Annotated in this window: 11 protein-coding genes; 6 read left to right on the top strand and 5 right to left on the bottom strand. The window is 63.2% G+C overall.

Annotated elements, in window-relative coordinates; genetic code table 11:
* Positions 1 to 296 precede the first annotated feature (296 nt).
* On the bottom strand, positions 297 to 1,616 hold the full coding sequence (locus tag J3A98_RS16040; protein WP_223843640.1) for an NCS2 family permease: 1,320 nt from the start codon (positions 1,614 to 1,616) through the stop codon (positions 297 to 299).
* A 313-nt stretch (positions 1,617 to 1,929) separates the two neighbouring features.
* On the opposite strand from J3A98_RS16040, the gene J3A98_RS16035 reads away from it, so the two are divergent.
* Both J3A98_RS16035 and aqpZ read left to right on the top strand, forming a co-directional pair.
* Entirely contained in the window at positions 1,930 to 2,685 is a 756-nt protein-coding gene (locus tag J3A98_RS16035) for a GntR family transcriptional regulator (protein ID WP_176685152.1), read from the top strand.
* A gap of 149 nt (positions 2,686 to 2,834) precedes the next feature.
* Complete coding sequence (aqpZ, locus tag J3A98_RS16030) at positions 2,835 to 3,533, top strand: aquaporin Z (protein WP_176685153.1); 699 nt, start codon at positions 2,835 to 2,837, stop codon at positions 3,531 to 3,533.
* Here the strand turns inward: aqpZ and guaD are convergent.
* From guaD to xdhA, 4 genes are all read right to left on the bottom strand, one after another.
* Entirely contained in the window at positions 3,530 to 4,834 is a 1,305-nt protein-coding gene (gene guaD, locus J3A98_RS16025; protein WP_209967308.1) for a guanine deaminase, read from the bottom strand. The two genes, aqpZ and guaD, sit on opposite strands and share 4 nt — an antisense overlap.
* Positions 4,835 to 4,844: 10 nt before the next feature.
* Positions 4,845 to 5,690, bottom strand: a complete 846-nt coding sequence (xdhC, locus tag J3A98_RS16020; RefSeq protein WP_021783021.1) for a xanthine dehydrogenase accessory protein XdhC — start codon at positions 5,688 to 5,690, stop codon at positions 4,845 to 4,847.
* A 119-nt stretch (positions 5,691 to 5,809) separates the two neighbouring features.
* Positions 5,810 to 8,209 carry a xanthine dehydrogenase molybdopterin binding subunit gene (gene xdhB / locus J3A98_RS16015; RefSeq protein ID WP_209967306.1) on the bottom strand — a complete coding sequence of 800 codons (2,400 nt, stop codon included), beginning with the start codon at positions 8,207 to 8,209 and terminating at the stop codon, positions 5,810 to 5,812.
* Positions 8,202 to 9,656, bottom strand: coding sequence for a xanthine dehydrogenase small subunit (gene xdhA / locus J3A98_RS16010; RefSeq protein WP_209967304.1), 1,455 nt, complete (start codon positions 9,654 to 9,656; stop codon positions 8,202 to 8,204). The genes xdhB and xdhA overlap by 8 nt, the downstream gene beginning before the upstream one ends.
* Positions 9,657 to 9,924: 268 nt before the next feature.
* On the opposite strand from xdhA, the gene J3A98_RS16005 reads away from it, so the two are divergent.
* From J3A98_RS16005 to ligA, 4 genes are all read left to right on the top strand, one after another.
* Positions 9,925 to 10,584 carry a GntR family transcriptional regulator gene (locus J3A98_RS16005; RefSeq protein WP_209967302.1) on the top strand — a complete coding sequence of 220 codons (660 nt, stop codon included), beginning with the start codon at positions 9,925 to 9,927 and terminating at the stop codon, positions 10,582 to 10,584.
* Positions 10,585 to 10,587: 3 nt separating this feature from the next.
* Complete coding sequence (smc, locus tag J3A98_RS16000; RefSeq protein ID WP_209967299.1) at positions 10,588 to 14,076, top strand: chromosome segregation protein SMC; 3,489 nt, start codon at positions 10,588 to 10,590, stop codon at positions 14,074 to 14,076.
* Between the two features lie 205 nt (positions 14,077 to 14,281).
* Positions 14,282 to 15,175: a cell division protein ZipA gene (gene zipA / locus J3A98_RS15995; protein WP_209967297.1), complete on the top strand. Its 894-nt coding sequence runs from the start codon at positions 14,282 to 14,284 to the stop codon at positions 15,173 to 15,175.
* Positions 15,176 to 15,410: 235 nt separating this feature from the next.
* Positions 15,411 to 17,741: an NAD-dependent DNA ligase LigA gene (gene ligA / locus J3A98_RS15990; protein ID WP_209967294.1), complete on the top strand. Its 2,331-nt coding sequence runs from the start codon at positions 15,411 to 15,413 to the stop codon at positions 17,739 to 17,741.
* Positions 17,742 to 18,009: the final 268 nt, after the last annotated feature.

The raw sequence follows: 18,009 nt of genomic DNA, 5'->3' as shown, positions 1-18,009 counted from the left end.
TGTAGGAGCGGGTTTACCCGCGAATACGGTGGCAGCAGCAACGGTGAACGGCGGGTGGAGATTGGCAGGCAGGGCCGGCCCTTTCGCGGGTGAACCCGCTCCTACGGGCGACCGCGAAGGCCTTTCAAATGTTGAGCAAGGGCGCCATATCGCGGCATACCAACAAGGCGGTCGCGCACGTCCCTCGCAGGCATTAGTGGCCCGAAACAAGCGTAGGAGCGACCTTGGTCGCGATGCGCCGCGCGGGCGGCGCTCGGTTTCGAAAACACTGGAAATCTAAAGCCAGACACCCTTGATCAGAGGAATACGAACTTGGCGATGAAGATCGCGCACAGCACCCACAGGCTGGCCGAGATTTCCTTGTACTTGCCGGTACCCGCCTTCAAGGCCACATAGCTGATGAAGCCCAGGGCAATACCATCGGCGACCGAGAACGTCAGCGGCATCATGATCACCGTGACGATCGCCGGAATGCTGTCGGTGGCCTCATCCCAATGGATATGCGCCATGCTGCCCATCATCAGCATTGCAACATAGATCAGTGCACCTGCTGTCGCATAGGCCGGAATCATCCCGGCCAGCGGCGCGAAGAACATCGCGGCGATGAACAGCAGGCCTACCACCACAGCCGTCAGGCCAGTTCGGCCACCTGCGGCAACCCCCGCGGCACTCTCCACATAGCTGGTCACCGGCGGTACACCTACCACCGCACCGAACACACTCGAGGCACTGTCAGCCTTCAACGCCTTCGACAGGTTCTCGATACGCCCGTCCGGCGCCACCAGGTTGGCCCGTTGCGCGACGCCCATCAGGGTGCCGGCAGTGTCGAACATGTGCACGAAGAGGAACGCCAGCACCACGCTGATCATGCTGACGTTGAACACGCCAGCCACGTCCATGGCCATCCAGGTGGGCGCCAGGCTCGGCGGCATCGACATCACCCCGCCAAATTTGACCAGGCCCAGGCCCCAGCCGGCCAGGGTGACACCCATGATGCTGATCAGGATCGCGCCGAATACCCGCTTGTAGCTGAGGATGGCGATCAGCAGGAAGCACACGGCTGCCAGCAGTGGCCCCGGTTCATGCAGCGAGCCCAGCTTGATCAGGGTGGCAGGGCTGTCGACGATGATGCCTGCGGTCTTAAGGCCGATCAGCCCGAGAAACAATCCGACGCCGGCCCCCATGGCATGGCGCAGGCTGACCGGGATGCTGTTGAGCAGCCATTCGCGCACTTTCGACAAGGTCAGGAACATGAACAGCACGCCCGAGACGAATACCGCCCCCAGCGCCGTTTCCCAGTTGTAGCCCATGGTGCCGACAACGGTGTAGGTAAAGAAGGCATTGAGCCCCATGCCCGGCGCCAGGCCCACCGGCCAGTTGGCGTACAGGCCCATCAGCAGGCAGCCCAGCGCGGCGGCGATGCAGGTGGCGACGAAAGCGGCACCATGGTCGATGCCGGCGTCGGCCATGATGTTGGGGTTGACGAAGATGATGTAGGCCATGGTGATGAAGGTGGTCACCCCAGCGATCATTTCGGTTCTGACGGTACTGCCGTGTTGCTTGAGTTTGAAAATCCGCTCCAGCCAGCTCGTTTCGAGCGGTGGGGCGAGATCCAGCGTAGGGGCTTCGGATTTGCGGCTTTCCACAGCGGGTACTCCTCAAGTCTTTCTTGTTGTTATGGAGCCAGTTTCCTGCGCAATGCACTTGGCGGCTCCGCGAGGGAAGGCAGACGTCTGACCGGTTTGTTGACTCATGGGTCAAGAAGTCGCTCGATGGATTATGCTTTTGTGTACAAAGAAAGCAAATAATGTTTTATGTTTTGTATGCGCAATGTGTCGTACAACGGCTATATAGGTAAAACGCCCCCTGCGGAATCGCCTCAGCCTGTGTACAATGGCGCCATACTTTCTCTTCGTGCCTCGAGAGCCCATGAACGAACAGCTGCAACCTCTGAAGAAACCTGCACGAGTCGGCAAGGCCGGCCGCAGCGGTACCCAGGACGACATCGTCTACGCGCATATTTTCGAGGCGATCCTCGAGCAGCGTCTGGCTCCGGGCACCAAGTTGAGCGAGGAAGCGCTGGGCGAGATCTTTGGCGTCAGTCGCACCATCATCCGACGCGCCTTGTCGCGCCTGGCCCACGAAAGCGTGGTGCTGCTGCGGCCGAACCGCGGCGCGGTGGTGGCCAGCCCGACCGTGGAAGAGGCGCGCCAAGTGTTCTTCTCGCGGCGCATGGTCGAACGCGCCATCACCGAGTTGGCGGTGCAGCATGCCACCCCCGATCAGCTCAACGAGCTGCGGCAGATGGTGCGCGAGGAGCGCGACAGCTTCTCGCGCGGTGACCGGGGTGCCGGCATCCGCCTTTCCGGCGAGTTCCACCTCAAGCTGGCCGAAGCGGCGGGCAATGCACCGCTGGTGAGTTTCCAGCGCAGCCTGGTCTCGCAGACTTCGCTGATCATCGCCCAGTACGAAAGCGGCAACCGCTCGCACTGCTCTTACGATGAGCACATGCAGCTTATCGATGCTATCGAGGCGCGCGATGCCGAGCAGGCCGTGAGCCTGATGATGCATCACATGGACCACATCGACAGCAAGCTGAACCTGGACGAGGAGAGCGCCTCGGACGATTTGCATGCGGTCTTCTCGCACCTGTTGAAAAAGCCGAAGGTTTCCATCAAGGGTTGATCGTTTGCCGGTGTGATCGAGGGGCTGCAAGGCAGCCCCCAGGCACTACTGGCCATAACCCAAAGGTCTGCTAAATTCTTGTGAGCAAACCTTCATCAAGCAGTTGGGCTTGCGCATTCGTTGCGTTCAACTTCTTGAGGAACGGATTCATGAGCATGTCCCTGGGTAAACGCATGGGGGCCGAACTGATCGGCACCTTCTGGCTGGTCCTTGGTGGCTGTGGCAGTGCGGTACTCGCAGCCAGTTCCCCTCTCGGCATCGGTGTACTCGGTGTCGCCTTCGCCTTCGGCCTCACTGTACTGACCATGGCTTTCGCGATTGGCCATATCTCTGGTTGCCATCTAAACCCTGCCGTGTCGTTCGGGCTGGTGGTAGGCGGGCGCTTCCCGGCCAAAGAGCTGCTGCCTTATGTGATCGCTCAGGTCATCGGTGCCATCCTGGCGGCCGGGGTGATCTACCTCATCGCCAGCGGCAAGGCCGGTTTCGAGCTGTCTTCGGGGTTGGCTTCAAACGGCTACGCCGACCACTCGCCCGGTGGCTACACGCTGGGCGCCGGCTTCATCAGTGAAGTGGTGATGACCGCCATGTTCCTGGTGGTGATCATGGGGGCGACCGACGCCCGCGCACCGGCCGGTTTTGCACCCATCGCCATCGGCCTGGCCCTTACCCTGATCCACCTGATCTCGATCCCGATCACCAATACCTCGGTCAACCCCGCGCGTAGCACGGGGCCGGCCTTGTTCGTCGGGGGCTGGGCCCTGCAGCAGCTGTGGCTGTTCTGGGTGGCGCCGCTGATCGGGGCTGCAATCGGCGGCGCGCTGTATCGGGGTTTGGCGAAAGAACCTTAGCGCTGGTGCACGCAGCGCCCGGCGGCGTAGGTTTCACGCACGGTACGGTCATCGCCCAGGGTGGTGAGCACGAACAAGGTTTCTTCGATGCTGTTGGACTGCTGGATGCGGTAGTCCAGCAGTGGCGTGGCCTTGTAGTCCAGCACCACGAAGTCGGCATCGTTGCCTGGGCGCAGGCTGCCGATACGGTCGTCCAGGCGTAGCGCGCGGGCGCCGCCGAGGGTGGCCAGGTACAGCGATTTGTACGGGTGCAGGCGCGCGCCTTGCAGCTGCATCACCTTGTATGCCTCGTTCAGGGTGTTAAGCAGAGAGAAGCTGGTGCCGGCGCCAACGTCGGTGCCCAGGCCCACGTTGACCTTGAACCGCTCGGCCTGGGGCAGGTTGAACAGGCCGCTGCCGAGGAACAGGTTGGAGGTGGGGCAGAAAGCCACGGCCGAGCCGGTTTCGGCCAGGCGCTGGCACTCGTTGTCGCACAGGTGCACGCCGTGGGCAAACACCGAGCGCTCGCCGAGCAGCTCGAAGTGATCGTAGACGTCCAGGTAACCCTTCTGCTCGGGGAACAGCGACTTTACCCAGTCGATTTCCTTGAGGTTTTCCGACAGGTGCGTGTGCATGTACACGCCCGGGTGCTCCTTGAGCAATTGGCCGGCCAGGGTCAATTGTTCCGGCGTGCTGGTTGGGGCGAAGCGTGGGGTCACTGCATAGTGCAGGCGGCCTTTGCCGTGCCAGCGCTCGATCAGTGCCTTGCTTTCGGCATAGCCGGACTCGGCGGTGTCGGTCAGGTAGTCTGGGGCATTGCGGTCCATCATCACTTTGCCGGCGATCAGGCGCAGGTCCAGGCGCTCGGCTTCTTCGAACAGGGCGTTGACCGACTCCGGGTGCACGCTGCCGAATACCAGCGCAGTGGTGGTGCCGTTGCGCAGCAGTTCCTTGAGGAAGATCTTCGCCACCTGGTCGGCGTGGCCTTTGTCGGCGAACTGCTTTTCGCAGGGGAAGGTGTAGGTGTTGAGCCAGTCCAGCAGCTGCTCGCCGTACGAGCCGATCATGCCGGTCTGCGGGAAGTGGATGTGGGTATCGATGAAGCCCGGGGTGATCAGCGCGTCCTGGTAGTGCTCGACCGGGATGCCGGCATCCAGCGTCGGCAGCAGTTCACTGGCGTGCCCAACGGCGCTGATGCGGCCATCGTCGACCACCAGCAGGCCGTCTTCGTAGTATTCATGGGAAGCCTCCAGGCCCACCTCGGCCGGGTCGGCAATGCTGTGCAGGATGGCGGCACGGTAGGCTTTGCGGGTAACGGTCATAACACACTCGTCAAATGGCTTGGCTGCGGCGGGAGGGCGGCAGCAATTGGGCAATGGGGCCGGCATTGGCGGCAGCGTCGTGCTGGCCGAAGCAGGCGTTGTAAGTGGCAATGATTTCACCGGCGATAGACACGGCGATCTCGATGGGCAGCTTGCCCTTGACCTCGGTCAGGCCCATAGGGCAGCGCATGCGTGCCATGACGGCCTCGTCGAAACCTCGCTCGCGCAGGCGGTGCTCGAACTTGACCCGTTTGGTCTTCGAGCCGATCAGGCCGAACCAGGTGAAATCGTTGCGCTTGAGAATGGCGGCGGTCAGTTCCAGGTCGAGCTGGTGGTTGTGGGTCATGACGATGCAGTAGCTGCCGGGCGGCAGGTCCGCGACTTCGTCGACCGGTTCCTCACTGACGACCTTGGTCACCCCCTTGGGGATGAGTTCGGGGAATTCCTGTTCACGCGAGTCAATCCAGCGCACCCGGCAGGGGAGCGCGGCGAGCAAGGGTACCAGAGCCCTGCCGACATGGCCCGCGCCGAACACGGCGATCTGCGCCTGCACAGCGGCCATCGGCTCGAACAGCAGCACGGTGGCGCCGCCGCAACACTGGCCCAGGCTGGCGCCGAGGCTGAAGCGCTCCAGGTGCGGGGTGGTGCGCTGCTCTTCGAGCATTTGCCGGGCGATGTGCAAGGCCTTGTATTCGAGGTGCCCGCCGCCGATGGTGTCGAACAGGCCGCTGGCGCTGACCACCATCTTTGAGCCGGCATTGCGCGGTGTTGAGCCGCGTTCCTCGATGATGGTCACCAGCACGCAGGCTTCGCCACGTGATTGGTGGTCGGCGAGGGCGTTGATCCATTGGTGCATGATGCAACCTCTCTAAGCCATGCTGCCGACCCTGGTAGGAGCGGGTTTACCCGCGAATGTAGCGGTGAAGCTGATATCGCATTCGCGGGTAAACCCGCTCCTACCAGGGCCTTGCGTTGTCAGGGGGTGATGGTTTCCAGTTCCAGTTCGCGCGACTGTGTTTCAGCCACTGCCTTGCGCATCTGCTCGCAGCCCCACAGCACCCGCTCAGGTGTAGCTGGCGCATCCACCTGCGGCTGCACGCGGTAGTCGGCGAGGCTGGCCACGGCATCCTTGATTGCACACCAGGCAGCGATGCCGAGCATGAATGGTGGTTCGCCCACGGCCTTGGAGTGGAACACGGTGTCTTCCGGGTTTTTGCGGTTCTCCACCAGTTTTACCCGCAAGTCCAGTGGCATGTCGGCCACGGCCGGTATCTTGTAGCTGGCCGGGCCGTTGGTCATCAGCTTGCCTTTGGCGTTCCACACCAGCTCTTCGGTAGTCAGCCAGCCCATGCCCTGGATGAAACCGCCCTCTACCTGGCCGATGTCGATCGCAGGGTTCAGCGAATCGCCCACGTCGTGCAGGATGTCGGCGCGCAACATCTTGTATTCGCCGGTCAGCGTATCGACGATCACTTCCACGCAGGCAGCGCCAAAGGCGAAGTAGTAGAACGGCCGGCCGCGAGCCTGGCTGCGGTCGTAGAAGATCTTCGGTGTGCGGTAGAACCCTGTGCTGGACAGCGACACCTGAGCGAAGTAAGCCTGCTGCACCAGTTGCTCGAAGCTGACGATCTGGTCGCGCACGCGCACATGGCCGTTACGGAACTCGACGTCTTCCTCGGTCACCTGATAGTGCCGTGCGGCAAACTCGGTCAGGCGGCGCTTGAGGATTTCAGCCGCGTTCTGCGCCGCCTTGCCGTTCAGGTCGGCGCCGCTGGAAGCAGCCGTAGGCGAGGTGTTAGGCACCTTGTCGGTGTTGGTGGCGGTGATCTGAATGCGGCTGAAATCCACCTGGAAGATCTGCGCCACCACCTGGGCTACCTTGGTGTTCAGGCCCTGACCCATCTCGGTGCCGCCGTGGTTCAGGTGGATGCTGCCGTCTGTATAGATGTGGATCAGCGCACCGGCCTGGTTGAGGAAGGTGGCGGTGAACGAAATGCCGAACTTGACCGGAGTCAGCGCCAGGCCTTTCTTCAGGATCGGGCTGTTGGCGTTGAAGCGGCGGATCGACTCGCGGCGTTCGGCGTAGTCGCTGCTGGCTTCCAGCTCGGCGGTCATCTCCTCGAGCATGTTGTGCTCGACGGTCTGGTAGTAGTGGGTGACGTTGCGTTCGGTCTTGCCGTAATAGTTGGCCTTGCGCACGGCCAGCGGGTCACGGCCCAGATGACGGGCGATATGGTCCATCACCTGCTCGATGGCGACCATGCCCTGTGGGCCGCCAAAGCCACGGTAGGCGGTGTTGGAGGCGGTGTTGGTCTTGCAGCGGTGGCCGTGGACGGTGGCATCGCCCAGGTAGTAAGCGTTGTCGGAGTGGAACATGGCGCGGTCGACGATCGAGCCGGACAGGTCGGGCGAATAGCCGCAGTTGCCGGCCAGGTCGAAATTGATGCCGTGCAGCCGGCCGTTGTCGTCGAAGCCCACGTCATACTCGACGTAGAACGGGTGGCGCTTGCCGGTCATGGTCATGTCTTCGACCCGCGGCAGGCGCATCTTGGTTGGCTGGCCGGTCAGGCGCGCAACTACCGCGCACAGGCATGCCGGGCTGGCGGCCTGGGTTTCCTTGCCGCCAAAACCGCCACCCATGCGGCGCATGTCCAGCACCACCTTGTTCATCGGTACGTCGAGCACTTCGGCGACCAGTTTCTGCACTTCGGTGGGGTTCTGCGTGGAGCAGTAGACGATCATGCCGCCGTCTTCGGTAGGCATTACCGAGGAAATCTGCGTTTCCAGGTAGAAGTGCTCCTGGCCGCCGATGTGCAGGGTGCCCTGAATGCGGTGCGGGGCGCTGGCCAGGGCGGCCGCCGAATCGCCGCGCTGATGGGTGTGGCTATCGAGCACGAAGTGCTTCTTGTGCAGCGCCTCGACCACGTCCAGCACCGGTTCCAGGTCTTCGTACTCGACGATGGCGGCCATGGCCGCTTTACGTGCGGTTTCAAGATCGCGGGCAGCGACAGCGAGCACCGGCTGGCCGAAGAACTCGACCTTGTCGATGGCCAGAAGCGGGTCGCCGGCCACCACCGGGCCGATGTCCTTCAGGCCGGGGATGTCTTCGTGGGTGATGGCAATGCGCACGCCCTCGAAGGCGTAGCACGGCGTGGTATCGATGCGCAGGATACGCGCATGGGCGCGGTCGGCGGTGCGGGCATAGACGTGCAACTGGTTGGGGAATTCCAGGCGGTCGTCGATGTACACAGCCTCGCCGGATACATGCTTGTCGGCGCTGTCGTGCTTGACGCTGCGGCCCACCCCGGTGGTCAGGTCCTGGCTGAACAGTTCGGCCATCTCGGCCTGGCTTTTGGCTGCGTGATGGTTAGACATAAGCGGTCACCCGGGTTTCGATGTGCGGTGTTTGCTGTTCGATGAAATACTTGCGCAGCAGGTTCTGCGCGGTCAGCAGGCGGTATTCCTTGCTGGCGCGGAAGTCGCTGAGCGGGGTGAAGTCTTCGGCCAGGGCCTGGCAGGCGCGCTCGATGGCAGCCTGGTCCCATGGCTTGCCACGTAGCGCCGCCTCACAGGCGCGGGCGCGTTTGGGGATCGCCGCCATGCCGCCGAAGGCGATGCGTACCCCGCTGACTACGCCGTCTTCGATGCTGAGGTTGAACGCCCCGCACACGGCGGAGATGTCATCGTCCAGGCGCTTGGACACTTTATAGGCGCGGAACGCCCAGTCGCTGGTGGCGCGCGGCACAATGATCTTCTCGATGAACTCGCTGTCCTGTCGGGCAGTGATGCGGTAATCGATGAAGTAGTCTTCCAGTGGCATCACCCGCTGGCGCTCGCCCTGGCGCAGGACGACCTGCGCATCCAGTGCGATCAGCAAGGGTGGCGAGTCGCCGATCGGCGAGGCGTTGCCGATGTTGCCGCCGAGGGTGCCCTGGTTGCGGATTTGCAGCGAGGCGAAGCGGTGAAGCAGTGCCCCGAAGTCAGGGTACTCTTCGTTCAGTGCGGCGTAGCAGTCAGTCAGCGACGTGGCGGCGCCGATTTCCAGGTGGCTGGCGGTTTTCTCGATGCGCTTGAGCTCCGCCACATGGCCGACATAGATCATCACTGGCAGGGTCTTGTGGAACTGGGTGACTTCCAGCGCCAGGTCGGTCCCCCCCGCGAGCAGGCGCGCTTCAGGGTGCGAGCTGTACAGGTCGGCCAGGTCGGAGACGGTCAGCGGTACCAGGCAGCGCTTGTCGCCGCTGTTCAGCTCGCCGGTCTGGGTCGGGGCAATGGCCTTGAGGCGGCTGATGGTTTGCGCCTGCTGGCTATCGAACTGGTCGCGGCAGGGCTGGCGGCAGCTCTGCTCGGCAGCGTCGAGGATCGGTCGGTAACCGGTGCAGCGGCACAGGTTGCCAGCCAGGGCTTCCTGGGCCTGGTGCAGGTCGGGGCCGCTGCTGTTCTTTTGCAGGGCAAACAGTGACATGACGAAGCCGGGCGTGCAGAAGCCGCATTGCGATCCGTGGCAGTCTGCCATCGCTTGTTGAACGCTGTGCAATTGGCCCTGTTGTTTGAGACCCTCGACGCTGATCAGTTGCTTGCCGTGCAGCGACGACACAAAGGTCAGGCACGAATTGAGGCTGCGGTAGCGCAGGCTGTCGTTGCCTTGGTCGTCCTGGCTCAGTTCGCCGACCACCACGGTGCACGCACCGCAGTCTCCACTGGCGCAGCCCTCCTTGGTGCCGGTTTTGCCCAGGTGCTCGCGCAGGTACTGCAGCACCGTCATGTTTGGGTCCAGGGCGTGCTCACTACGCAGCTCCTGGTTGACGAGAAACTGGATCACGGGGATGGCCTCGCAATGGTTTTATTGTTGTTGGGCGGACTCTAAGCAAGACCTGTCTAGCAGGTCAATATTTTTCTGACCCAAAGGTCAAGAAAATGCACATGTCCATGCCCAGCCGAACACACTGCCTCTATTCCAAGCATAGATCGCGCCGGGCGCGTGGCTGTCTGACAGGTCAAATAAACCACCTGGCCCCTCTGCGCGACTACCGCCCAAGTACGCTACAATTCGCCCCTTGTGCCCAGTTCAATGATTTTGAAGGAAAACCATGACGTTCAAGGCCCCGGACAGCCTCTCCGAGCAGATTGCCGATTACCTGGCCGAACGCATCATCCGCGGCGAGCTGGCGCCAGGCGAACGTATCCAGGAGCAGAAGGTTACCCAGGCGCTCAACGTCAGCCGCGGCTCGGTGCGCGAGGCACTGCTGATCCTCGAACGCCGCCATCTGGTGGCGATCCTGCCGCGCCGGGGTGCCCATGTGACCAAGCTGGACGAGCGCAGCGTTCGCAGCCTGTGCTCGCTGATGGGCGAGTTCTACATCCTGCTGGGCAATGCGGTTGCGCAAAAATGGCGCACCGAAGCCGACTTGCGCCCGTTTCTGGAGATCCAGCAGCGGCTGCAGCGTGCCCATGACCAGCTCGACATCAAGACCTTCGTCGCCGACAGTTTTGCGGTCATGCGTGCGGCCTATCCATTCGCCGACAACCCGTTCCTGCAGGAAACCGTGGAAAACCTGCAGCCGGCCATGAGCCGTGCCTATTACCTGTCGCTGGACCAGCGCCAGGCCAACATGAGCGACTATCTCGACCTGTTCGCCCGCCTGCTCGAAGCCGTGGTCTCCCGCGACCTGCCGCGCATTCGCGAGGTGCTCACCGCCTATGGCCAGCGCAGCTGCGAACTGGTGCTGGCGGCACTGGCCAGAGGCTGACCGATGCGCCTGAAGTGCATTCGCCTGGCCGGGTTCAAGTCGTTCGTCGACCCGACCACGGTCAACTTCCCCAGCAACATGGCGGCCGTGGTCGGCCCAAACGGCTGCGGCAAGTCCAATATCATCGACGCGGTGCGTTGGGTGATGGGCGAGAGTTCGGCGAAGAACCTGCGCGGCGAGTCGATGACCGACGTCATCTTCAACGGCTCCAGTGGGCGCAAGCCGGTCAGCCAGGCCAGTATCGAGCTGGTGTTCGACAACAGCGAAACCACCCTGGTCGGCGAGTATGCCGCCTACGCCGAGATATCGATCCGCCGCAAGGTTACCCGCGACGGGCAGAACAGCTATTACCTCAACGGCACCAAGTGCCGCCGGCGTGACATCACCGATATCTTCCTCGGGACGGGGCTGGGGCCGCGCAGCTACTCGATCATCGAGCAGGGCATGATCTCCAAGCTGATCGAGGCCAAGCCCGAGGAGTTGCGCAACTTCATCGAGGAAGCAGCTGGCATTTCCAAATACAAGGAGCGCCGCCGCGAAACCGAGAACCGCATCCGTCGCACCCAGGAAAACCTGGCGCGTCTGACTGACCTGCGCGAAGAGCTCGAGCGCCAGCTGGAGCGTCTGCATCGCCAGGCCCAGGCTGCCGAGAAGTACCGTGAGTACAAGGCTCAGGAGCGCCAGATGAAAGCGCGCCTGTCTGCCTTGCGCTGGCGAGGCCTGGACGAACAAGTCCGCCAGCGCGAGTCGGTGATCGGCGATCAGGGCGTTTCTCACGAGGCGCTGGTGGCCGAGCAGCGCAATGCCGATGCCAGCATCGAACGCCTGCGCGACGGTCATCACGAACTGTCCGAACGCTTCAACCAGGTGCAGGGCCGTTTCTACTCGGTTGCCGGTGACATCGCCCGGGTCGAGCAGAGCATCCAGCACGGCCAGCAGCGCCTGCGGCAGTTGCAGGACGACTTCAAGGAAGCCGAGCGCACACGCCTGGAAACCGAATCGCACCTGGGCCACGACCGTACCTTGCTGGCGACCCTGGGCGAAGAGCTGGCCATGCTCGAACCCGAGCAGGAAATGACCCAGGCGGCTGCCGAGGAAGCCGCTGCCGCGCTTGAAGAGGCCGAACTGGGCATGCACGGCTGGCAGGAGCAGTGGGACAGCTTCAACAGCCGTTCCGCCGAACCGCGCCGCCAGGCCGAAGTGCAGCAGGCGCGCCTGCAGCAACTGGAAACCAGCCTTGAGCGCCAGGCCGAGCGCCAGCGCAAGTTGGTCGAGGAGCGCGAGCAACTGGGCAGCGACCCGCAGGATGCCGCCATGCTCGAACTGGCCGAGCAGCTGGCCAGCAGCGAAATGCTGCTGGAAGAACTGCACCTCTGCGAAGAGCAGGTGATCGAGCGCCTGGAAAGCGCGCGCGAGCAACTGCAGCAGGCCACCCAGGCGCAACAGCAGGCACAGGGCGATCTGCAGCGCCTGGGCGGGCGCCTGGCCTCGCTTGAAGCCTTGCAGCAGGCCGCCCTGGAGCCGGGCGCAGGTGCTGCGCAATGGCTGCACGGCCAAGGGCTGGAGCAACAGCCGCGGCTGGCCGAAGGCTTGCGGGTGGAGCCGGGTTGGGAGCTGGCGGTAGAGACCGTGCTTGGTGCCGATCTGCAGGCCGTGCTGGTGGACGATTTCAACGACCTCGATTTTGCGGGCCTGGAGCAGGGAGAGCTGCGCTTGCTGCTGGCCGTCGGTGCGGGGGCGACGTTGCCCGGCAGCTTGCTGGAGAAGGTCGAGGGCCGTATCGACCTGGCACCTTGGTTGGGCCAGGTGAGGCCTGTGGAAGACCTTGCCCAGGCGCTGGAACAACGCGGGGCGCTCGGCGAAGGGCAGAGCCTGGTCAGTCGCGATGGCTACTGGGTCGGCCGGCACTTCCTGCGGGTACGCCGGGGTGGCGAGGCCGAAGGCGGCGTGCTGGCGCGCGGCCAGGAGATCGAACGCCTGGGCCAGGAACAACTGGAACAGGAAGCGGCGCTGGAACAGCTCGATCAACAGTTGCAGGCCCTGCGCGAGCAGCAGCTGGACCTGGAGGAGCAGCGCGAACAGTTGCGCCGCCGCACCCAGGATGAAAACCGCCTGCACGGCGAGCTGAAGGCCAGCCTTTCGGCCAGCCGCGCGCGCGCCGAGCAGGTCGAGCTGCGCCGCCGCCGCCTGCAGGAAGAGCTGGGCGAGCTGGAAGAGCAGCGCGCCCTGGAGCATGAGCAACTGGGCGAAGCCCGCCTGCTGCTGCAAGAGGCTCTGGAGCTCATGGCCCAGGACACCGAGCAGCGCGAACAGTTGATGGCCCGCCGCGACACCCTGCGCGAAAGCCTTGACCGGGTGCGTCAGGAGGCCCGTCAGCACAAGGACCACGCTCACCAGTTGGCGGTACGCCTGGGTTCGCTGCGTGCCCAGTACGATTCTACCCGCCAGGCTCTGGAGCGTCTGGAGCTGCAAGCTGCACGCCTGACCGAGCGCCAGGAACAACTGAGCCTGAACCTGGAGGAGGGTGAGGCCCCGCAGGAAGAGCTACGCCTGAAGCTGGAGGAGCTGCTGGAGCGGCGCATGAGCGTCGACGAGGAAATGCGCCTGGCTCGCCTGCACATGGACGAAGCCGACCGCGAACTGCGCGATGCCGAAAAGCGCCGCACCCAGGCCGAGCAGCAGGCCCAGTTGCTGCGCGGTCAACTGGAGCAACTGCGCCTGGAGTGCCAGGGCCTGGATGTGCGGCGCAAGACCCTGCAAGAGCAGTTGCTGGCCGACGGTTATGACCTGCAAGGCGTGCTCGCCACCCTGGAAGCCGAGGCCAGCGAGCAGGGTACCGAACAGGAACTGGAGCAGCTTGAGGCGCGCATCCAGCGCCTGGGGGCGATCAACCTGGCGGCCATCGAAGAATACGAGCAGCAGTCCGAGCGCAAACGTTACCTGGACGCCCAGGACGCCGACCTGGTCGAAGCGCTGGAAACCCTCGAAAACGTCATCCGCAAGATCGACAAGGAGACCCGCAACCGCTTCAAGGATACCTTTGATCAGATAAATGCCGGATTACAGGCACTTTTCCCAAAAGTTTTCGGTGGTGGCAGCGCTTATCTGGAACTGACGGGCGAAGATCTACTCGATACAGGGGTGACGATCATGGCGCGCCCCCCGGGCAAGAAGAACAGCACCATCCATTTGCTGTCCGGCGGCGAGAAGGCACTGACCGCTTTGGCGCTGGTGTTTGCCATCTTCAAGTTGAACCCCGCACCGTTCTGCATGCTCGACGAGGTCGATGCGCCGCTGGACGATGCCAACGTCGGGCGCTATGCGCGTCTGGTCAAGGAAATGAGTGAAAGCGTGCAGTTCATCTACATCACCCATAACAAGATTGCGATGGAGATGGCGGATCAATTGATGGGGGTGACCATGCATGAGCCGGGTTGTTCACGCCTTGTTGCGGTTGATGTGGAGGCGGCCATGGCCATGGTCGACGCTTGATGTACGACGATAGGGGCACATTCTGTAGCGAAATGCCCCCGCCGTGTGCGACAGACGGTGTAAAGTTGTCTTTGGTCGTGCTAGCTTAATGTCACTCGTTTTTTGCGTGGGTAAAACGCCTGTCAGAACATAGAGTTGGCGCCACGTGTTAAAGGGCTTTGAACCCTTTGTTTTCAAGCATATTTTTATAGAGGCACGGGATTACATGGAAATCGGTCTGCGCGAGTGGCTGATCGTTATCGGCATCATTGTTATTGCCGGGATTCTTTTCGACGGCTGGCGCCGCATGCGCGGCGGCAAAGGCAAGTTGAAATTCCGTCTGGATCGCAGTTATTCCAACCTGCCGGACGAAGAGGGTGGCAGTGCCGAGGTGCTCGGCCCGTCGCGAGTGCTCGATACCCACAAGGAGCCTGAGCTTGACGAAAGCGACCTGCCGTCGCTCAGCGCGTCTGCGCGTGATCGCGAGCGCGAGCCCAAGCCGGTCAAGGCCAGCAAGCGCGGCAAGCGTGCCAGTGCGGCTGCCGATGTGCAGCAGGGTGACCTGAACCTGAGCGCCGAGCAGCGCGAGCCCGACCTGTTTGCCGACAGCGATGACGACTTTGCCGCCGACAACAACCGTAGTAGCGGCGCAGCGCCTGCCAGCAGCAGCGTCAAGGAGTTGCCACCCGCTGAAGAGGTGCTGGTCATCAGCGTGATCTCCCGTGACGAGGGGGGCTTCAAGGGCCCGGCGCTGCTGCAGAACATCCTGGAAAGCGGCTTGCGCTTCGGCGAAATGGACATCTTCCACCGTCACGAGAGCATGGCCGGTCACGGCGAGGTGCTGTTCTCGATGGCCAACGCAGTCAAGCCTGGCGTGTTCGACCTGGACGACATCGATCACTTCAGCACCCGCGCGGTGAGCTTCTTCCTCGGCTTGCCGGGCCCACGTCATCCGAAACAGGCTTTCGACGTGATGGTTGCCGCGGCGCGCAAGCTGGCCCACGAACTGAACGGTGAGCTCAAGGACGACCAGCGCAGCGTGCTGACCGCCCAGACCATCGAGCACTATCGCCAGCGTATCGTCGAGTTCGAGCGCCGTGCGCTGACCCAGAAGCGCTGACAGATCCAGACGAAAGAGCAGCCTGAGGGCGTGCTGGCCGGTTCGGGTATCGTCGTTGCCTGTGCCGGCCTCTTCGCGGGTAAACCCGCTCCTACAGGTACATCACCGCCCTGGAGGTATGTGATGCCCTTGTAGGAGCGGGTTTACCCGCGAAGAGGCCGGCACAGTCAATAGACACCTGGAACCCCACGCACACCCCAAGCTGCTCTTTTGCTTTGCAAGAGAAGACAATCCCATGACCGCCGAATCCCGTATCCTCGAACTGCGTGCCGAGCTCGACCAGCACAACTATCGCTACTACGTGCTCGACGAGCCCAGCGTGCCCGATGCCGAATACGACCGCCTGTTCAACGAGCTCAAGGCGCTGGAAGCCGAACACCCGCACCTGGTAACCCCTGACTCGCCCACGCAGCGTGTAGGTGGAGCTGCCCTGGCGGCGTTCAGCCAGGTACGCCACGAAGTGCCCATGCTCAGCCTGGGCAACGCCTTCGAAGAAGCCGACCTGCGTGAGTTCGGCCGTCGCGTGGTAGAAGGCCTCGATCAGCCTGGCGCGGTCGACTACAGTTGCGAACCCAAGCTCGATGGCCTGGCCGTGAGCCTGCTGTACCGCGACGGGCAGTTGGTGCAGGGCGCCACCCGTGGCGACGGCACCACTGGCGAAGACATCAGCGCCAACGTACGCACCGTGCGCAACATCCCGCTCAAGTTGCAGGGTAAGGGCTGGCCGGCAGTGCTGGAGGTGCGCGGTGAGGTGTACATGAGCAAGGCCGGTTTCGACCGGCTCAATGCCGCCCAGGCCGAGGCCGGTGGCAAGACCTTCGCCAACCCGCGCAACGCTGCCGCTGGCAGCCTGCGCCAGCTGGATTCGAAAATTACCGCCAGCCGCCCGCTGGAGTTCTGCTGCTATGGCGTCGGCCAGGTGTCCGAGAGTATCGGCGACAGCCACATCGGCATCCTCGAGCAACTCAAAGTCTGGGGCCTGCCGATCAGCCGCGAGCTCAAGCATGCGGCCGGCATCGAAGAGTGCCTGGCCTACTACCGCGACATTGGCGAGCGCCGTAACAGCCTGCCGTATGAGATCGACGGTGTAGTGTTCAAGGTCAACAGCCTGGCCGCCCAGCGCGAGCTGGGCTTCCGCGCCCGTGAGCCGCGCTGGGCGATTGCCCACAAGTTCCCGGCCATGGAAGAGCTGACCGAGGTGCTGGACGTCGAGTTTCAGGTTGGCCGTACGGGGGCGGTAACGCCTGTGGCGCGCCTGCGGCCGGTCAAGGTGGCCGGTGTGACCGTGTCCAACGCCACCCTGCACAACATGGACGAAATCGCCCGCCTTGGCCTGCGCATTGGCGATACGGTGATCATTCGCCGGGCCGGCGACGTGATCCCGCAGGTGATGCAGGTGGTGCTGGAGCGTCGTCCGCAAGACGCCCGCCCGGTAGACGTACCAAGCGAGTGCCCGGTGTGTGGTTCGCAGGTCGAGCGTACCCAGCTGGTAAAGCGCAGCAAAGGCAAGGCAACCACCAGCGAAGGCGCAGTGTACCGCTGTGTTGGTCGCCTGGCCTGTGGCGCCCAGCTCAAGCAGGCGATCATTCACTATGTATCGCGCCGTGCCATGGACATCGACGGCCTGGGCGAGAAGAGCGTCGAGCAGTTGGTGGATGAAGGCCTGATCGGCTCACCGGCTGACCTGTACAAGCTGCAGTTCGAGCAGATCGTCGGCCTTGAAGGCTTCGCCGAGGTGTCCAGCAAGAAGTTGCTCGATGCCATTGAAGCCAGCAAGCGCCCGAGCCTGGCGCGCTTCATCTACGCCCTGGGTATTCCTGATGTAGGCGAAGAGACCGCCAAGGTGCTGGCCCGCTCGCTGGGTAGCCTGGCCCGCGTCCAGCAGGCGCTGCCGCAGGTGCTCACCTACCTGCCGGACATCGGCCTGGAGGTTGCCTACGAGATCCACAACTTCTTTGAAGACGAGCACAACCAGAAGGTTATCCAGCAACTGCTCGACAGCGGTATGCAGTTGCAGGACGAAGGCGAGCTGGCCGCCGAGTTCGCTGCCAGCACTACCTTGGCCGGGATGATCGCCAAGCTCGACATCGCCTCCGTCGGCCCGACCGGTGCCGAAAAGTTGGTGGCCAAGCTCGACAGCCTGGACAAGATCATCGCCGCCGACGGCATTGACCTGCGCCAGGCCCTGGCGACCAAGCAGGCTGACGCGGTGCGCGAGTTCTTCAAGGACGAAGCGAACCAGAAGCTGGCGCGGGACATCGAGGCACAGCTGCTGGCGTTCGGCATGCACTGGGGCTGTGAGAAGAAGGTAGCCGAAGGCTTGCCGCTGGCCGGGCAGACTTGGGTCTTGACCGGGACGCTAGAGCGTATGAGCCGGGACATTGCCAAGGACAAATTGGAAAGCCTGGGGGCCAAGGTAGCCGGTTCCGTTTCTGGCAAGACCCACTGCGTGGTGGCAGGGCCTGGGGCAGGCTCCAAACTGGCCAAGGCTGCTGAGCTGGGTGTGAAGGTGCTGGACGAAGATGCCTTCGTTACCTTCCTGGCTGAGCAGGGCATAGCGGTCTAGGCATCCGCGGCCCCTGTGGGAGCGGGCGTGCCCGCGAACACCGGCGTAGCCGGTGCCATCCATCGCGGCGCCTGCTTCGCGGGCAAGCCCGCTCCCACAGGGACGGTGCTGCTTGCGACATTCAAGCGGTGCCCGTAGGAGCGGGTTTACCCGCGAATGGGCCCGTCCAGGCCGCCTCGACCCTGACAAGTCATTGAGAAATGATGACTTTTTCTGCCGCAGTGGTTGTATCTGCCCCAAAGACCGGTACAATGGCGCCACTCGCTGC

Origin of the sequence: Pseudomonas sp. BP6 (genome assembly GCF_017875935.1) — a bacterium.
Taxonomy (GTDB): Bacteria; Pseudomonadota; Gammaproteobacteria; order Pseudomonadales; family Pseudomonadaceae; genus Aquipseudomonas; species Aquipseudomonas putida_Y.
This window is presented reverse-complemented; position numbering and strand designations above follow the sequence as displayed.

Bases quoted from the DNA above. Each gene is read 5' to 3' on its own strand.
- ligA (WP_209967294.1), top strand. From the start codon at position 15,411: ATGACCGCCGAATCCCGTATCCTCGAACTGCGTGCCGAGCTCGACCAG.
- aqpZ (WP_176685153.1), top strand. From the start codon at position 2,835: ATGAGCATGTCCCTGGGTAAACGCATGGGGGCCGAACTGATCGGCACC.
- J3A98_RS16005 (WP_209967302.1), top strand. From the start codon at position 9,925: ATGACGTTCAAGGCCCCGGACAGCCTCTCCGAGCAGATTGCCGATTAC.
- smc (WP_209967299.1), top strand. From the start codon at position 10,588: ATGCGCCTGAAGTGCATTCGCCTGGCCGGGTTCAAGTCGTTCGTCGAC.
- zipA (WP_209967297.1), top strand. From the start codon at position 14,282: ATGGAAATCGGTCTGCGCGAGTGGCTGATCGTTATCGGCATCATTGTT.
- guaD (WP_209967308.1), bottom strand. From the start codon at position 4,834: ATGACCGTTACCCGCAAAGCCTACCGTGCCGCCATCCTGCACAGCATT.
- J3A98_RS16035 (WP_176685152.1), top strand. From the start codon at position 1,930: ATGAACGAACAGCTGCAACCTCTGAAGAAACCTGCACGAGTCGGCAAG.
- xdhC (WP_021783021.1), bottom strand. From the start codon at position 5,690: ATGCACCAATGGATCAACGCCCTCGCCGACCACCAATCACGTGGCGAA.
- xdhB (WP_209967306.1), bottom strand. From the start codon at position 8,209: ATGTCTAACCATCACGCAGCCAAAAGCCAGGCCGAGATGGCCGAACTG.